The 16,576-nt window shown below is 59.8% G+C and carries 15 protein-coding genes; 3 read left to right on the top strand and 12 right to left on the bottom strand.

Annotated elements, in window-relative coordinates:
• From IE101_RS15490 to IE101_RS15465, 6 genes are all read right to left on the bottom strand, one after another.
• Positions 1–328, bottom strand: a 328-nt coding sequence (locus IE101_RS15490) for a hypothetical protein (RefSeq protein WP_189634741.1), incomplete at its 3' end; no start/stop codon positions are given.
• Between the two features lie 246 nt (positions 329–574).
• Positions 575–994 (bottom strand): DUF3427 domain-containing protein, encoded by a 420-nt coding sequence (locus IE101_RS20075; protein WP_189634740.1) that lies wholly within the window; start codon positions 992–994, stop codon positions 575–577.
• A 101-nt stretch (positions 995–1,095) separates the two neighbouring features.
• Positions 1,096–1,713: a GNAT family N-acetyltransferase gene (locus tag IE101_RS15480; protein ID WP_189634739.1), complete on the bottom strand. Its 618-nt coding sequence runs from the start codon at positions 1,711–1,713 to the stop codon at positions 1,096–1,098.
• The gene (locus IE101_RS15475) at positions 1,714–2,022 is read right to left on the bottom strand and encodes a type II toxin-antitoxin system TacA family antitoxin (protein WP_189634738.1); all 309 of its coding nucleotides are present in this window, start codon (positions 2,020–2,022) and stop codon (positions 1,714–1,716) included.
• Positions 2,023–2,374: 352 nt separating this feature from the next.
• Positions 2,375–3,217 carry a shikimate dehydrogenase gene (gene aroE / locus IE101_RS15470; protein ID WP_189634737.1) on the bottom strand — a complete coding sequence of 281 codons (843 nt, stop codon included), beginning with the start codon at positions 3,215–3,217 and terminating at the stop codon, positions 2,375–2,377.
• Positions 3,218–3,227: 10 nt separating this feature from the next.
• On the bottom strand, positions 3,228–4,715 hold the full coding sequence (locus IE101_RS15465) for a GMC oxidoreductase (RefSeq protein ID WP_229804226.1): 1,488 nt from the start codon (positions 4,713–4,715) through the stop codon (positions 3,228–3,230).
• A 137-nt stretch (positions 4,716–4,852) separates the two neighbouring features.
• On the opposite strand from IE101_RS15465, the gene IE101_RS15460 reads away from it, so the two are divergent.
• A complete protein-coding gene (locus IE101_RS15460; RefSeq protein WP_229804225.1) occupies positions 4,853–5,692 on the top strand; it encodes a helix-turn-helix domain-containing protein in 840 nt (279 codons plus the stop codon).
• A 178-nt stretch (positions 5,693–5,870) separates the two neighbouring features.
• On the opposite strand, the gene IE101_RS15455 is transcribed toward IE101_RS15460, so the two are convergent.
• The 4 genes from IE101_RS15455 to IE101_RS15440 all read right to left on the bottom strand — a co-directional run bounded on the left by IE101_RS15455 (position 5,871) and on the right by IE101_RS15440 (position 14,055).
• Positions 5,871–9,296, bottom strand: a complete 3,426-nt coding sequence (locus tag IE101_RS15455; protein WP_189634734.1) for a DEAD/DEAH box helicase — start codon at positions 9,294–9,296, stop codon at positions 5,871–5,873.
• Positions 9,297–9,484: 188 nt separating this feature from the next.
• Positions 9,485–10,612, bottom strand: coding sequence for a GIY-YIG nuclease family protein (locus tag IE101_RS15450; RefSeq protein ID WP_189634733.1), 1,128 nt, complete (start codon positions 10,610–10,612; stop codon positions 9,485–9,487).
• A 486-nt stretch (positions 10,613–11,098) separates the two neighbouring features.
• Positions 11,099–13,177, bottom strand: a complete 2,079-nt coding sequence (locus IE101_RS15445) for an AAA family ATPase (protein WP_189634732.1) — start codon at positions 13,175–13,177, stop codon at positions 11,099–11,101.
• Positions 13,174–14,055, bottom strand: a complete 882-nt coding sequence (locus IE101_RS15440; protein WP_189634731.1) for a hypothetical protein — start codon at positions 14,053–14,055, stop codon at positions 13,174–13,176. Before IE101_RS15440 ends, IE101_RS15445 begins: the two co-directional genes overlap by 4 nt.
• Before the next feature lie 428 nt (positions 14,056–14,483).
• Here IE101_RS15440 and IE101_RS20070 point away from each other — a divergent pair, with 428 nt between their 5' ends.
• Together IE101_RS20070 and IE101_RS15430 are read left to right on the top strand one after the other, a co-directional pair.
• Positions 14,484–14,690: a type II toxin-antitoxin system Phd/YefM family antitoxin gene (locus tag IE101_RS20070; RefSeq protein WP_373296127.1), complete on the top strand. Its 207-nt coding sequence runs from the start codon at positions 14,484–14,486 to the stop codon at positions 14,688–14,690.
• A 164-nt stretch (positions 14,691–14,854) separates the two neighbouring features.
• The gene (locus tag IE101_RS15430) at positions 14,855–15,268 is read left to right on the top strand and encodes a thermonuclease family protein (RefSeq protein ID WP_189634729.1); all 414 of its coding nucleotides are present in this window, start codon (positions 14,855–14,857) and stop codon (positions 15,266–15,268) included.
• Positions 15,269–15,330: 62 nt separating this feature from the next.
• Here the strand turns inward: IE101_RS15430 and IE101_RS15425 are convergent, their stop codons facing one another.
• Both IE101_RS15425 and IE101_RS15420 read right to left on the bottom strand, forming a co-directional pair.
• Entirely contained in the window at positions 15,331–15,798 is a 468-nt protein-coding gene (locus IE101_RS15425) for an Xre family toxin-antitoxin system antitoxin (protein ID WP_189634728.1), read from the bottom strand.
• A gap of 79 nt (positions 15,799–15,877) precedes the next feature.
• Positions 15,878–16,399: a helix-turn-helix domain-containing protein gene (locus tag IE101_RS15420; protein WP_189634727.1), complete on the bottom strand. Its 522-nt coding sequence runs from the start codon at positions 16,397–16,399 to the stop codon at positions 15,878–15,880.
• Between the last annotated feature and the right edge of the window lie 177 nt (positions 16,400–16,576).

Here is a 16,576-nt window from a genome sequence, read left to right as displayed (position 1 = left end):
GAAACGCCGACACCCGAAAAACCAAAAAACAGGGAATAACTGTCGAAGTCCGGAAGTCACGCTCTGGTGCGACCTCGAAGAGCAGCGCATAAGGCAGGTCGCCGAAGCCCGCTGGCGACAAGTGCTTGCTCAGAGCCTGGGTCATCCTGCGCTTGGGATCGCCATGCTCCAACAGCATCGCCTCGCGTCTGATGCCGATGTTCAGCGAGACGGCCAAGCCATTCGACATTGCCGCGGCGCGGACAGCTGCAGCAAACTTCCCCGCCTCGGGCAGCTTGTCACGCCGCTCTTTGCGCGACGTGCCTTCCCAAGTCATCCGCGCAGCCATGGCCTCAAGCACGGCGGTCGCGAGGCGTGGTGAGCGATGCACTTCCCTCGGGGCGGCGCCAGCATTTGTCCCGATACGGCGCGCCTGCGCTGCGCTGTCACTTTGTCCTCGCACGGGGGAAGCAGGCCGGACGTGGCTGGCGAGGGCTGCTGGCTGCGTCTGGCGTATGGCAGGCTTTTGAGGGTGGGATGAGGGGGCTGTGTGGGAATGGGATCTGCACACTGAGCGTGATCTCGGGGAGTAGGGTCAGAGCCCTTGTATTCTTGAGGGATTTGCTTCTGCAGAGCAGCAGCCTCGGCGACAAAACCCGGTCGCGGTTTCCCAGCTGACAAAGGTGGGACGTCCGCAGTAAAAAAAGGGGGCAGCTTTTCCATTGCGAAGCCTGCCACTCCGCACGAAAAGGTGAACCCGCGCCTTTGCGCCAGCTTGCCCGATCATCTGGCCAACCTGGCTTTCCCGACGCGTCTGGTTCTGACTCTGCCACTGAAGTGCCTCTGCCCCTGGGAACCGATTGGAGAACCCAGCTCGGCCGGTCGCGGTGTCGCCATTCAACGTCGCCAGAAGGATCAAGTCGTTGCCCAACCGAACGATACCGGCATTCCAGTTGCCAGGGTTGAACGTGGTGCCAAAGAGAGGTGCAATGTCCTCGTGCAGGTACGATTTCACTCAAAGCAAGACCTTGTTGATCGCGCCTGTGCCAACCTATGGCTTGGTAAGCACGAACAATTTGCCATGCCATAGGTTGGCCGTTTCCGTCTTTCCGGACGTCAGTCTCGGTCAAGTTCCTGTCCGAGGCGCGCGAGTTCTGTGAGCGCCGCTTCTTTCTTCTGCAAGTCGTCCTCCTCAGCGATAAGCTTACGGACCGTGCTGACGGGCAGGAACATCCGCAGCGGGTTCGACGCCAGGGACTGGAACCCATAGCTCTCGTACAGCGCCTTGCGGCGCGCAACGCGATCTAGATCACCGCAGTCGAGGACGTCGAGCATGACGACGGCAACGCCGATCGCATCGGCCGCGACGGCAATCCGCCGGAGGGCGTCGACAAGCAGATCGCCGCCATAACCACCGCCGCGAAACTTCTGGTCCCGCCCGATCATCGAGATGTAGGCGGCAGGAATGTTGCCATGCGAAGGCAGGCTCCGCGCAAACTTCGCAGGCAGATCGGTGAAATGAACGGAGTGCGCATTCAGGGCATAGAAGCCGATGACCGTGCCGTCGGGATCGACCATAACATAGAGCCGGACGTTGTCCGCCTTAGCGAGCTTGTTGGCCGTCTTCTGGAAGTAGTTGTCGACCTGCTCGACGCCGCACGAAAAAGCCGCCCGATCATGCCTCGAAGGATCGAACGGCTCGATGGTGTAAGCGACCGGTTGTGAAGCGGCCATTTACTTCGACACAACCGTCTCGCGGTGCCGATGGAAGGCTGCGCGCAGGGCATCGGTCGGCGCAGCTGGTGCATCGAGCGCCGCGAAGAACGCCTCATGATCGACCGGCTGCAACACGGTGCGTTCATGCGCTGCGATCGTTGCCAGCGCGGCCTGGTAGGCGGCGTTCATCGTGAAGACGGAATCGTCGACGCCCGAAAGTGCCGCCGCCTGCTGGATCGCCGTCTTGATGCGCGGCTTGGTTCTAAAATTCATCCGGGCTTCGTTGCGCTCATCGATTGCGCGCGTGGTGTCATGGAAACCGAGCATGGTCGCCTCCTAAGAATGTTCTGCAACATGTACGCCACATCGGCGTACATTTCAAGCTTGTGCTCCGGAAGTCTCGTAGCGAACTCGCCCAAACCGCCGACCTGATCCAGCTTGCCCGAGATCAGGCGGTGAGGGCCACTTTGGGTCCTGTTGGCAGCATCACCTCGGAGCCGTCTTGCGCTCGCTGGCGGCGACGCCGTCCCTGCTCATTGTCATCGAGATTGCGTTTGATGCGGTCGGTAGGGCGGCGGCACCTTTCACAACGGCTCGGCCGAACCGGAAGATCGGATGAACGAGTGCTTCCTAGCCAAGGCGAGAGCCAGGTAGGCGCGCAAGGCGCGCGGGGCCAAAATTACAGATGCAGGTCCAAGAGGGCCTGGCGCATTACTTCGGGGTCCACATCAACGCCCGTCCAATATTTGATGCCGATGACGCCCTGCTGAACCAGCATCCCCAACCCGTCGACCGTCCGGCATCCCTGCCTCTGGGCGGCCTGCAACAGGCGGGTCAGGGGTGGGTTGTGGATACCATCCGCGACGACCATGTGGGGCCTCAGGCTTCCGGTGTCGATCGCGGGCATCGCATGGACGTCGGGATAGAGGCCGACCGACGTTGCATGGATGACGATATCGGTGTCTTGCGGCACAGCGAAGGGCTGGTCCCATAGCGCGAACTGCGCTTGCGTAGGTGTGCGGTCGTTTAGGAGGGTCGCAAGCTCTTGCCCCCGCCGGGCAGAACGGTTGACGACAACGATCCGCGCCGCGCCGGCCAGCGCCATTTCAACCCCTACCGCCCGCGCAGCTCCACCGGCACCAAACAGGACCACTGACTTGCCCTTGGGGTCGATAACCTCGCGCAGGGCAGCAACGAAGCCACGGCCGTCGGTGTTCTCGCCAATCAACCGTTCGCCCTGCCTGACGATGGTGTTGACCGCCCCGATAATCTCGGCTGAGTGGCCAAGCCCGTCCAAGTGCTCGATGACCGCCACTTTGTGCGGGATCGAACAATTGAACCCGCGCCATCCCATCGCCCGAGCGCCTTTGACAGCGTCGCCAAGGGCTTCGGGAGCGACCTCGACATTCAGATAGCGCCAATCCAGACCATGGTGGGCGAAGGCCGCCTCGATCATTGCGACCGTGGGATTCTCGGCGGCGGGTTGGGCAAAGGAGCCCGTCAGGGGCAAGAGGAAATTCATGTTTGATCCTTCAGATTGTGCGCAGATGGGCACCGACGCGCAGCGCCTGGGCTGCGATGGTCAGGGCGGGGTTCAGGGCGGCGGAGGAGGGAAAGAAGCCAGCATCCACCACGTAAAGGTTCGGATGGTCATGTGCGCGGCAAAGCGCATCCAGGGCCGAACTCCTGGGGTCTGTTCCCATCCGCACCGTGCCACATTGGTGAGAGGGCGCCTCAATGCCGAAGCGGTGACGCAGGACCAGAGGAAAGCCTGCCCGCTGCAACACACCCCGGACATGGGCCACGAAACGCTCATGCGCAGGCAGGCCCCCGGGGCGATAGTCGATTTCGACGCTATCGCCCCGCAGGCGGACGCGGCTTTCCGGGTTCGGCAGATCTTCGGACATAGCCAGAACGTCGACCGAATGTCGCCCCAGCCAATCCGCAACAATCCGCGGCGTGGCAGGATAGGCCGAACGGATCATCTCTCCGCGGATGTTGCCCAGCATTTGCATATTGCCGCGCGCATCGGGATCATCAGAAAGGCCGTGGTAGAAATCATTGACGGACAGGGTCTTGGGGAATTTCGTCTCGTTACGCCGCAGGGGATGGACACCCATCAGCCCCGTCAGGTGGTGGTTCATCAGATGGCGCCCCACAACACCCGAGCGGTTGGCAAGCCCTTCCGGTGCCGCCTCGCAGGCAGAGCGCAATAGGATCAGCGCCGAATTGATCGCGCCAGCCGAAAGGACGAAAGTCCTTGCCTCGACCCGCAGCTGTTCGCCGTCACGCCGCACTTCGGCTGCGACGATCCGCGGACCATCGGCGATCAGCCGGGTTACCTCGGTTCTGCGTTCCAAGCGTAGGTCGGAATGCTTGAGCAGAGGGCGAAGGACACGGATTTCGGCGTCGCCCTTGGCATCTATGCTGCAGGGAAAGGCGTCGCAGGTGCCGCAGCGCACGCAGGCTCCGCCGTAATCAATGGCAGAGGGCATATGGAACGGGTGCAGCCCCTGCGCCGCAAGTCGCGCGGCAAGACGAGCAATGACCGGCTCATGCGGGATAGGGGCATGGGGAAAAGCCTCGCGCGGTGGATCGGTCGGATCGAGTCCCGCCTGACCGCGCACGCCGTAAATCGCTTCGGCCTTGGCGTAGAATGGGGCCAGATCCTCATAGGAGATGGGCCACTCGGGCGAACTCTCGCTTCCGATAACCGCCTCGCGGAAATCACTCTCGCGGAAGCGGAACATTGCAGTGCCGTAAAACTTCGTATGACCTCCGACATAGTAATACTGCCCCGGGCGGTAGGACTTACCCTCGGCATCCGTCCATGTGTCGCGCGTCTTGTAGCGGGCTTGAAGAAACACCGCCTCGGCATCGCTGTTTTGCGGCTCTTTTGGCAGGAAATCCCCGCGCTCCAAGATCAGCACCTTGGCCCCGCTTCCCACCAGCTGATGCGCCACAGCCGAGCCGCCGACCCCAGACCCAATGATCGCAATATCGGCCTTGATCGTCTGCATGTTCATCTCCCTTTCCCCTGTCATGCCAAGGCGAAGGGTGATGCGATATTCCCCGGCACCGCACATTCTTGTAGTATTACCGCGCTCTACATTCTTATGGACACGCAATGCCCATATGTCCGCCCTTCTTCGAAACCGTGGCGATCCCGCAGGATCGCTCGCTTCTGGTCTTCGATCGCCGCCTCCCGGAGTTCCCGTTCAACTGGCACTATCATCCCGAGTTCGAGCTGACGCTGACGGTCGGCAGCCGGGGAATGCGCTTCGTGGGTGATGATGTCGGTCAATACGACGACTGCGATCTGGTTCTTATTGCGCCGAACGTGCCTCACGCATTCCAGTCCCAAGAGCTGCTGCGCGGTGCCAGCGAGCACCGTGCGGTCGTCTCGTGGTTTGCGCAAGGCTGGATCGAGGGGCTGATCCGGCTCGTTCCCGAACTGAGCCAGGTTGCGGGTCTTCTGGCGGAAGCCCGACGGGGGTTGCGCTTCGCCCCCGAGACTGCCGGGCGACTGCGGGCACGCATCCTGTCGCTGGGCGCATTGGCCCCTTTGGAGCAGGTGATGGGCCTGCAAGGACTCTTGGCGGAACTGGCTGCCTCGGATCGCACGCCTCTCGCCAGCGGCGAAGTTCTGGTTAGCAATCTGCCCCACGACAGGTTGCGATTGCAAAAGGTACTGGACCACCTTCATGCCACTTATGACCAGCCCCTGCGGCTGCGGCCGATCTGCGACCTCGTGCATCTGACCGAGAGCCAGTTGCAGAGGGTATTTAAGCGCAGCACACGAATGTCGATTACCGCCTATGTCGCGCAGCTGCGGTTAGGACGCGCATGCCAAATGCTGGCACAGACCGAAGCGCCCATTGGCCAGATCGCCCAGGATAGCGGTTTCCCCGATGCGGCCGAATTCGCAAGACGCTTCCGGCAGGCGCGCGGTGTGACACCCACGGCTTACAGGAAGGCGTTTCGCGGTGGTCTGTGACTTTGATTTCGGGGAATTCTGGTGTGAAGCGCAGAGCCAGGCGCACCCACGGCTTCGTCGAGGTCCGCTACTGAGCCGGCTTCCGTCCCGGCGACTGGCCCGAACCCAACCCGGAGCACCACAACCCCAGAAAAGAAAATGACGCCAGACCAAAGGCACGCCGCCGGTATGATCTCGGTCAGCTGTCGCCACTCGCCTTCAACGGTTGGAACAGTTCTGCAATGGCATCCTGATCGAAGGCGAAACCTTCGGTGGATCTTCCTTCAAAGAGCGCGTCAGCTAGGGCTTGCTTGCGGGTCTGAAGGCCAAGGATTGCCTCCTCGACCGTGCCTTCGGCAACAAGGCGGTAGACGAACACGGCCTTGGTCTGGCCGATGCGGTGAGCACGGTCCATGGCCTGGCGCTCGACGGCAGGGTTCCACCAGGGGTCATAGAGGATCACCGTGTCGGCGGCGGTCAAGGTCAGGCCGACGCCTCCGGCCTTCAGGCTGATCAGGAAGATCTGTGCTGACCCCTGTTGGAACCGGGTGACTGCGCCATCGCGGTCAAGGGTGTCGCCAGTCAGCCACTCGTAGCGCCAGCCGCGCGCGGACACATCGGCTTCAATCAGGCGTAGCATTTCGACGAATTGCGAGAAGACCAGAACCTTGCGGCCCTCTTGCACAAGGGATTCCAGCATTTCCAACAGGCGCTCGCGTTTGGCGCTGTCGACCGATGCTGGGCCGTCCTGCAGAAGCTGGGGATCGCAGCAGACCTGCCTCATACGCAGGAGGGCATCCAGAATGGTGATCTGCGCTCCCTGAACGCCGCGCTTGGCAATGGCCTCACGCACGCGGGTATCCATCGCCATTCGGACCGTCTCGTACAGCGCCTGCTGTTTGGCACCGAGCGGGATGAGGTCGGTGATTTCGGTTTTGGCGGGCAGATCGAGCGCCACCTGATCCTTCCTGCGACGCAGAAGAAAGGGTTCGATGCGGCGATTGAGGCGGGCTTGGGCCAGTGTGTTGCCTTCCTTCTCGATGGGCAGCATGACCTGCGCACGGAAGGTCTTTCGGTCACCCAGAAGACCCGGGACCAGCCAGTCGAACAATGCCCAAAGATCAGTCAGGGTGTTTTCCATCGGCGTGCCGGTCAGTGCGAGCCGCATCCGGGCGCGGATGTCGCGGATGCGCTTGGCGGCCGTCGAGGCCGGGTTCTTGACCGCCTGCGCCTCGTCGAGGATGGCCAGTTCCCAGTCGCGGGCCAGAAGGATGTCATGGTCCCTGTGCAGAAGCGGATAGGTCGATATCACCAGATGGGACGTGGAGATCTGATCGAAAAGCCCTTTGCGCGTATTGCCCTGCAGGACCAGAACTTTGAGATCGGGCAGAAACTCTGCCGCCTGACGCGCCCAGGCCCGGGCCAGACTGGTGGGCACAATCAGCAGGCTGGGATTTGGCGCCTGTTTTTCGAGATGGCATTTGGCCAGAAGGGCCAGGGTTTGCAATGTCTTGCCCAGTCCCATGTCATCGGCCAAAAGACCGCCAAAGCCGGTGTCCGACAGGGCCGACAGCCAGCCATAGCCGATCGCTTGATACGGTCGCAGCACGGCGCGCAAGCCGGCAGGCGGAGTTACCGCAGCTTGCGCTTTCAAATCATTCAGGCGTTGGCCGAGTTCTAACAACCCCCTGCCCCCCTGGAACGGGATGCCGCAGCCCGCCAAGGCCTCTGCCAAGGTGACAAGCTGGCCTGCTTCCGCCGGGTGGACCTTGGTCATGAGGCCCAGAGAGCGAAGCAGGACCCTCAAAAGGTCAGTCAGCTGCCGCAGATCAACTTGGGCATGTCGCCCATCGGGCATCTGCACGTAGCAGGGCGTTGCTGCCACCAAAGCCTCAAAATCCGGCGCTGCGATATCTTCATCGGTCAGGTCGGGCGGAAGGGCCGAGAGAATATCCGCGATCAGCGGTGCCATGTCGGCTCGCTGGCCGCCCGCCTCAACCATCAGCCCGAAATCAAAGAAACCGTTGGTGTCGCCTTGGCCGATCCGGGCCGTCACCTGAATCGGGTCAGCGATCAACGGGAAGGGCCAGGTGTCCTCGACAACGACCCGCCAGCCAGCAGCGGACAGGTCCGGCACAACCTCGCCCAGGAATTGCAGTGCCGGGGTCATGGCCTCTGACAGATCGAAAAGCTCGTGATCCCATTCGCCATCGACAAAGACGCGGTCTGCCGCCTCCGCCTGTTTGCCGAAGCTGTGATGTTCGAGGGTTTCTGGGAGGAGGGCACCCTGCCCTGCAAGCATTTGGACAGCCGCGAATTCTGCCGCCAGATCGCGTTTGAGGGTAACGATTGTGTCTCCTTCCTTGAACCGCAGAGCCTCGGAACCGCGGGCGGGCGCTACTTGACCATCATAGTCAAAGGCCAGTCGCAGCGCGGGCTGTACCACGGCTTCCTTCCACTGCCGCCATGCCTCGCCGAATTTACGCTGACCGCGAATCCCGAACAGGCGCAGGACGGGCACGGGGTTTCTGCCCTGCCGCAGTTCGACCCCCATCGCTGTCGGCATCGGAATGGTATGGTCCGAGAACCCCGACAACCGTGCTGCCACTTCTGCGGCGATTTCGGCCGAAATTTTCGGGGCCCGCATCAGGACCTGCAATTGCGCAGGGTCCATGTCAGATCCCAGTCGCCCGAAGGCCCCGGTGGTTGGGTCCACAAAGGCCGGGGTCGCCAGCGGCAAGGCCACCAGCCGCGCGCCGGTGCTGGCGCAGGTCAGTTGCAGTTCCTGAGTGCCGCCTTCTTCTCCCTGCCAGTGAAACTCGGCACGTCGCGGCCCACCCTCATGCAGGAACGGCCCGTTCCGCTCCTCCCAGCGGCCTCGCCCGGTTGCCGCGATACGGCTCAAGATCGGCAAGAGATCCGGCGGGCCATCTTCCAGGAATTTTGGGCGCCACGAATGACCGACCCCGCTACCACCATTCGCAGGCACACCCACAGCCTCAAGATCGCGCAAAATCTCGAGATCTTTGCGCAAGATGAACTGGGGCCGGTTATCCTGCCGTTTCAGCTTTTCGACATCATAGCGCGTTGCCCGATCCGAGACCCGCCCATCGGCCTGCACCGTCGCTTTCATCACAGTGATCTGCGGCTTTCCCGCAGATACAGCCAGAACATAAACCAGCCGATCTCGCACGGCAGGAGGATAATCCGTGGCCGGGCCAGAGCCCTTTTGGGAAGAGACCGTCAGCGCCTCAAGCCACTGCGTAACCGGATAGGGCAAAGGTCGGGAGGGCGCGGCCGGGACCTCTTCACCTTGATCCACCGGCAAGGGTGTCAACCCTTGGGCTACGCGGACGTGCCATGTGATCGCTGCCGCAGCCATATGTTTGCACAAGGCACCAACCGGGCAGGAACAGGCTCCACCAAGCCGTAGAAGACGAAGGTTGTCGGCGAATGTCAGCCTCAGCTGCACCCCATAGATTTGCCGGCCCGATCCCGCAACTTCGGCAGTCACGACGCCATCGGGCGCGCGCTCGGAGAGTTTGACGACGCGACCTTCCCGCGCATAGGCGATGCCCTTCGCAAGGCTCGCGCTGTCGAAAAATCGTTCCAGTCCAAGTTGCACGCCCAAGCCCTCTGCCCTGCCTTCGCTACGTTACAGGCGCGTTCTGTCAGCACACAACCGCAGAACTGGTCCTGGGGCGCACAGGCAAGGCATCCGGCAATGCGGGATTTGAGCTGGAAGCACCAGTCTTTTCATGCGGAAACACTTGCGCGACCTTTCCCAAGGTGCCGACGAAATGTTCTCGGCGATCAGTACAAAGTGTCGATCTTGGAGCCGCTCCGCTCCCATTTTCCATTCCGATCGCGCTGAAAACTCTCACTGATCCGCACCAATGACGAAAACGTAACTCGATATATTTTCCCTGCGACCTCCCACTCGTCGTTCGTCGGATCGATCTCATAGTCACCAATATTACCTATGAATTCTACCTGATGAAGTTTTTGTTTTGGATCGCGACATTCAAGCCTTCTCCCAACATGCATGAGATCAGGGATCATATCAAACTCGTTTGGCTCAACTTTGCCAAGCTCATTAATTAAGTATGAATCTCCCCCTACGTCGAGACCAAAGGGTAGTTCAAAATATGGCTGCGGCAGATCCCCTTTGGGGAACCTGAAACGCACTTGCAGCCAAACATCCGAAACAACAGTGTATTTTCCTGATAGCTTAGATAGGTATTTGGGTTTTCCTAATCCAAAGAAGGTTCCGATTGGATTGTCGCGTTTGATTGCCGTGATCAAAGCATGCCCATTGTCTGCCGACGTGAAATATTCTGGTAGGAAGGGCTTTTGTGGCTCCAGCCAGATTTGAACATCCAATTTTTCAGTCCACTCTAAAATTTTCTCATAAAAAGAGTTGAAATCGAGTTTGAACCATTCTCTGCCCCATCCGAGGCTAACCTGTTGCTTTGAAAAGGCCTTGTGTAGTGTGGTTTCCACCACCTTGGCGGTGATGTCCAAACAGACCAGTACCATGTCGACCCTACGGTCAGCATGTGATGTGCGTCCAAACTCCTTTGCCCAAGGGCTCCTTGCCAAGCGTACAAATGCATTACCATTTGTTTGCCCTATTTTCCCAATTTCAGGAAAATTGGCGTTTCGCATCTTGTAGGCCATGCCGTTGAAGCCTGGAAGGCGGCAGAACTCATCCAAAATGGCACGGAGAAATTTGGATGCAGACAGCCTTTCTTCTTGGCTTTCCTCTCTTCTACTCTCGTCGAGGACAATCACGATCACCAAAGGCTTGCGGGCCTTTGGATACGGCCACCGAAGGATCGGAAGCTGGTGTATCGAGCTATTTTTCAGATATTCAAATTGTACCGGCGACGAAGCCGAGGGAACTTCGAGTATCGAACTCACAGCCGTAAAATCGTCCATTTATCTGCCCTTGATTATTACTGCAGCATGCTTCCAACCGCCCATGGGAAGCGATGGGAGTCGAAGTGTGTGGGGGGGAGGTCAAGAATGGCGGCGTCGATTGTCAGCGATGATTTCGAGTGCTTCTTCGATACTTATTGCGCCCTTTGATACTATCGCCGCGTCCGGGCCGTGCAGCGCCACGAACTGCAGTCGCGTCATCGGGTCGGACAACGCAAACCACCGAGAAATGGTCCGGGCCCAGCGAGCTTTGAGTCAAGTCCGCACAAAGGCGAGCTGCGCATCGTTTTGCCTGTGCAGGTCGGATGTCCAGCGGGCGTGCCAATCAGCCGAGCCTCATCGCCGCGACGAGGTCTTCCGTAGTCATCTTTGCGACTTGTCCTTGATTTTTGGGCGATGAAGTGCGTTTGGACGAAGATGAATGGCTTTTCATGCCCGACCCGCCTTGGAAAAGCGCCGGTCACGTGCGCATCCTTCCGACTGATTTCAATTCGGCCTCGGTCTGCTCTGCAGCCATACGGCTTTGTCGATCAGCCGCAGCACCGTGCGCAAACTTGGACGGTGCCTCGTTGCCACCTGGTCAAGGGCGGCGAGCACGGCCCAGATCGAGTCCTCCGATAGGCCCCGCTCTGTCCCCACGCGCCGCACAAACTCTCGGAGCTGCTCCAGGGTAGGGGCCTCGACGTGAACCACCCTGCAGCGATCCAGGAAAGGTGGGGAAATTTTGCTTATGTCGTTTGTGGCGAAGAGCCAGCTGACATGGCGGACATCGAACGCCACCTCGAAAAACGGGCATGCCCACATGCTGTTTGAGGCGGGTTCAAGGAGAGACAGAAGCGCTGCCTCGAGGCTAAAACTGAGGCCCTTGTCGCTGGTCGCGGTGCCCGCCTTGTCGATTTCATCGACAAAAAACATTGGGTTTCCCATTCGATGCCGCAGGATGCATTCAATAAGTTTACCGGGCCGTGCGTTGCTCCAGCCCCTCTGCACGCCGGCGACGCCGAACCCTGCGTTTTCGGAGCCGGCGTTCACCACTTCGGCAGGCACACCGATCTGGTCGCTGACCAACCTGGCCCAGACAGTTTTGCCGATGCCGTGGGGGCCGTTTAGAAGAATAGGAGGGAAATGAAGGGGCCTTCCCGATCGAGCGCAGTCATGAAATGCTTCCCAAATCACTTGGGTCGCGCCCGCCATCCATGGCATCGCGGCATGGACAGTGGCAGCGATTTCGTCGGCGAGATCTCGGCTAGGTATCGTGGAAACATCCACCCCCGCGGCAAGCGGGCGCAGGCGTTCTCGGTCGGCGTCTTTGAGATGCCCCAGGTTTGATGCGCGACGTCGGCATTCGAGGAACCGCTCTGCCCGCGCAGTGATCCGCTGGTAGTCACGATTACTCAAAGCCGTCAGAGGCTGCTGGTTTTCTTTGATATCCTGGGATCCAGACAGGGTACCGCTTTCGCTGCCCGGGCCGGACTGCGGTCGCCGACGCCACCTTTTGAGGAAGCCTGTAAGTCTTTGTTCCAGAACCGATTGGGTCTCAGAGACAGGGAAGAAGCGGGCATGAATGATCTGGATCCGGGACATTCCCAGGGACTGTGAAACGGGAAGTCTGGTGGAAGGGTGGTCTACGTCCACCTTGGTGTCGGCAACCGGCATAGCTTCGATCCCAACCTTCCCCTCCATCTCTGCTGCAGACGGCCAGTGTGGTTTGCTCTCAAACAGACAGAGTTCCGAAAGCGGGTGCTCGCCTGGGACGCGTGAATCCTCGGGGTATCCGAGGGACACATTGCAGATCACAGTGCTGCCTTGGACTGCACGCAGACGGCGGTGCGAATGGCCAAAATACCATCGACTCGGGTTGAAACGCGCGATCAAATCGCTCAGGTCCGAATGAAAAGCAGGGCTTTGAGGGGTCAGTTTTCCCGCAGTCAACATAGAAGGCCCGTGATGCGTGATGACGATCGTTTCACCGTCTGGCCCGGCAAAATGCGGCTGCGCCAGCTTTTGCTCCAACCAGGCCCGGTGATCGCGGTGCACCTCGACGGTATCTTCCGGGGTGATGAACTCAGGCAGGCTGCCATTCCCATCGGCGCCCTCCCGTGCCTGAAATATGCTGCGGTAATCCGGCATCCAGGGTTGGGCGACTGCCGTAGACTGTGGCACGCTATCCGGCCCGAGAAGGGCGAAATCTGTCCACAGCGTGCTGGCCAGAATGCGGGTCGCCCCATGATGCAGCTCTGATTTTTGCAAAAACTGGACATCGGCCGCCGCCGCGATGCGATGCAGATCGTCATCTGCCTGAAGGTGCATGCAAAAATAGTCATGGTTGCCCGGCAGGATGCATAGACGTTCCCGCATGATGTAGCGGCTCAAGAAATCTATGGCCGGCACCCAGTTTCTGGCGGCGTCATCCGCGATGTCGCCAGCAATGATGACGGCATCGAAGGAGTCCCAATCCAGCCCATCGAGGCCAAACATCACAAAGGGGTCGAGCCCCTCTTCATGATGCAGATCGGCAAGGATCAAGAGGCGACCGGTCTTAAATGGGATGAAAAGTGTGGTCACGCGCGACCCTCCAGACTCACACGATGCACTTCGGATCGGTCGATCACCTGCAAGGTTACAGCTGGAGCGAGCCTGTAATGCACTCCTTCCTGAAGATCGAAATACTGTAGCGCCACGCCCAAGCATTCCGTGCAGATGTCTCCGGTGGCGGTTGCAAGACCGGACATGCCGCGATCCGGAAATGGGGAGATCCGCGTCAGAACAAGCGCGCCGCGGAATGTGACAAGGCGGTCGCCGTCCCAATGATAGCCACCATCCTTGCGCCCGCAGTCGATGGCTCCTGAGCACAGTTCGCAATATCGGTATCGCCGGCGATCTGGGTAATAGGCTTCAAGCCAAGGCGTTGCGAAGAGGTTGTCCTCGCTCTGCCGACGGACCTGATCAATGCTGAGAAAGGCTCCCCCCTGCGCGGACCAATCCACGGAAACGGCTCGCCACCACCCCCTGAACCCGCCACGTCCCTCACCGAAAACGTGCATCGAGATTTTGCGCGACTTGCCGCCAGACACCTGCTCTTCCAGCGGGGCGCCCGCTGCACCCCACCACGACATCATCGGGTAATGTGACATCACAACAAGCTGACCATCGACCACAACTTCACTAGCAAGGTCGACGGTCTTCCAAAGGTCTAGATGGGCAGGAGTAACTGGATCGATCTCACCCCTGAGAAGATGGCAGCGTGCGGTCGTGCAGCTCAGAATGTTGCCGATGTCCTCGACCGAGACCGTGGCCTTGAAAGCATTCCCAAGGACCCAGAGGTCGTCCGCGTGGCTGAGCCTGGCCAAGGCGTGCTCCACTGCCTGTCTGCGTTCCTGTCCTTGGCTGTCTTTGGGTCGGCTCGGATCAAGGCGCCACCCCGCGGTGAAAAAGTCTGCCATTTCGGATCCTCCCCCCTCTCACCGGGGTCAGTCTGGACCCCGTGCCGCGTTAAACTCTTCTGCCGGATCACGGACCGATGGCCCCGGGCATCTGGCTTGACTGGTGGGCGGTAACGTTGATTTGCGCCCCCCCTGTGTGGAGGCAGCTTTAGCCCTGATGTCGTCAGCCGTCCAGATGATTCCAGTCTAAGTTATTGATTGTATTATATAATCCGTTTTTTCGCAAACGTGGTCCAGATGCCCCCAACCGGAGGTGCTCGAGGGGGGCCTTAACGAAATCAGGGAGATACGGGCCGGCCTTGACCCGCCATCCGAGGGAGGCCTGCCTTCAGTCGCGTTTTTTCGCAAATTGGCCTGACCGGGATTTCCGGTTCTCTTGGGCGCGCTGCGGCCGTCGAGACCTTCCTGGATGCCGGCTCGTCTGTTCTGTGTTCGAATCGGGCGATCTGTTACAGAGTCAGGGGCAAACCGAAGGACCTGGCCATGCAGCTGACGTCGCAGAAGCGAAATCCAGATTTGCCGAAATCATCGCCGCTGCTGAACGCGGCGAGGAGGTTGTTATTGTAAGGAGGGGGCACCCGCCGTCCGTTTGGTCCCGCTTTTCACACCTCGGCCAACCCGGCTCGGGCTGCTGAAAGGGGTCGTCAGCAAGGACAGCATCCCCGATTTTTGCTCTCCTGACGGCAAAGAAACTGAGGCCGGATGACGTCCGGCTCCCCATCCATGCTGGTGAGGTTTCGTTTTTTCGCAAATATCGTAACTGGCAAGTGGCGCTGTTTGGGTGCAGCATGGTCGCGTCATGAAACATGCCCTTGCCCGAAACCTGCGGTTTTTCGCAACCGTCCTTGCCGTCCTTCTGCTGGTGCCGATGTCAGGTGCCCGCGCAGAGGACCCGCGCGCACTTGATGCCAAGGTGAGTAAGGTGGTCGATGGCGATACATTCACTTTGCGCGGGGAGTCACGCCGGATCCGCGTCTGGGGCCTCGACGCGCCTGAATGGGACCATCCAGGTGGTGCTGCGGCTACTGCTGTGCTGCGCGGACTCATCTCTGGCAGCCAGCTTCACTGTGATGTTCTGGATGTCGACCGTTATGGACGGCTTGTCGCCCAGTGCTTCCTTCCAGATGGCCAAGATGTAGCCGCCGAGATGATCCGCTCGGGTGTGGCCACCGAGTATTGCCGATATTCGCGTGGCTTCTACGGTACCTGCTGAGGGATTGAATACCTTCGGCCGACGCGCACGTGGGAGGAAAGTTCACACCCGACCGGGCAGGATCAGATGTACACCCCATACTCGATCTGGGTCAGGTACTGCTCGACCAGCTCCATTCCGGGATAAGTCGCGAGGAGATCGACAGGTTTTCGGTTCTCGAGCCCTATAGCGGGTTTCGTCATCCAAGCCCCTGCAGCTTCTTCAGACCCGATGACGTCGATGGCGTGCGCAAATATTTTTGCTACGCGCCAGCACCGGCTACCTTGATCAACGCTGAGACGTGGAGGGGCGATCTTGGCCTTACGGCGCCGGAGCGTCGTGAGGCTCATTCCGATCGCCCGATTCAAAGCGTCGCGTTCCTTCAGTACTTCGGCTTTCGAAGCAAGATGCTCCAGTGCGCCGACAGGCAGGCCTCTCAGGAGTAGCTCGTGCGCGTCAAGTGCATTGCAAACCTTGGCTTGAACTACCGTCTCACCGCCGAGAAGGCTGACGGTACGTCCGATACCGCCTGCAGTCCTAGATGTCTTCATCTTGTCTGACCTCGCCACCAAGTTGCGGCACGTTTCGTCGGCCCGCCGATCCTTACCGAGATTAGTGTTAACGAACTGATCAGCCTGCGTTCACCAGACGCTTTGTCGTAACTGGATCTTTCTCGATCAGACTGATCAGGAGCCGGTTTCCGTGGTCGGGGATCTTATTGCCAAGCTCCCACCCTTGCAGAGTTTTCTTCTGAAGATTGTAATCCCGGGCGAACTCTTCCTGAGACATGTGAAGGCGGATACGGAGCTCCTTCAGGCGGGTGGCAAAGTTTTCCTTAAGATCACGGTCTAGAACGCTACGGAAGGTGACCGACATTCCTGCCGATTCAAGATCGTCAGCCAGTGCTTTCTTATCGTCTACCATCGGCAGATCGATCACTGCATCACCCTCCTGCAGCGCCTTCTCCACTGCGCGCTTTGCTTTGAGCATCGTTGTCCCGCGCCGTACCATGGCAAGCGTCGCAGCGATGACATCAGGTGAGGCGCGACCGAGCTTCAGTACGATTTCTTCAGGGGAACCGGAGGACACGCGGGGTATGACCTGGACGCGCCCCTGTTGTGCGAGCCGCTCCCCGAACGATGATGTAACCATAACTGGTATCCTCCAATATTCTTTTGGCGATCATGCCCATCATCCTTCGCGTCAGGACGCGTGCGTCCGGCGGCGAGATTGATATGTGCGTGCGATCCACGACAAGGCCGCCGTCTACATCCATGAGTTCCCCCATGACCATGATCATCGCTCCCGGCACTTCGATCGCGATAGTCG

This window comes from Gemmobacter lanyuensis, assembly GCF_014652355.1.
Taxonomy (GTDB): Bacteria; Pseudomonadota; Alphaproteobacteria; order Rhodobacterales; family Rhodobacteraceae; genus Gemmobacter; species Gemmobacter lanyuensis.
The sequence above is the reverse complement of the archived record's forward strand: the minus strand, read 5'-3'. Positions and strand labels throughout refer to the sequence as shown.

What these genes read in the sequence shown, in the direction of transcription:
- IE101_RS15450 (WP_189634733.1), bottom strand. Translation starts at nt 10,612, where the DNA reads ATGGACGATTTTACGGCTGTGAGTTCGATACTCGAAGTTCCCTCGGCT.
- IE101_RS15420 (WP_189634727.1), bottom strand. Translation starts at nt 16,399, where the DNA reads ATGGTTACATCATCGTTCGGGGAGCGGCTCGCACAACAGGGGCGCGTC.
- aroE (WP_189634737.1), bottom strand. Translation starts at nt 3,217, where the DNA reads ATGAATTTCCTCTTGCCCCTGACGGGCTCCTTTGCCCAACCCGCCGCC.
- IE101_RS15440 (WP_189634731.1), bottom strand. Translation starts at nt 14,055, where the DNA reads ATGGCAGACTTTTTCACCGCGGGGTGGCGCCTTGATCCGAGCCGACCC.
- IE101_RS15475 (WP_189634738.1), bottom strand. Translation starts at nt 2,022, where the DNA reads ATGCTCGGTTTCCATGACACCACGCGCGCAATCGATGAGCGCAACGAA.
- IE101_RS15425 (WP_189634728.1), bottom strand. Translation starts at nt 15,798, where the DNA reads ATGAAGACATCTAGGACTGCAGGCGGTATCGGACGTACCGTCAGCCTT.
- IE101_RS15480 (WP_189634739.1), bottom strand. Translation starts at nt 1,713, where the DNA reads ATGGCCGCTTCACAACCGGTCGCTTACACCATCGAGCCGTTCGATCCT.
- IE101_RS15430 (WP_189634729.1), top strand. Translation starts at nt 14,855, where the DNA reads ATGAAACATGCCCTTGCCCGAAACCTGCGGTTTTTCGCAACCGTCCTT.
- IE101_RS15465 (WP_229804226.1), bottom strand. Translation starts at nt 4,715, where the DNA reads ATGCAGACGATCAAGGCCGATATTGCGATCATTGGGTCTGGGGTCGGC.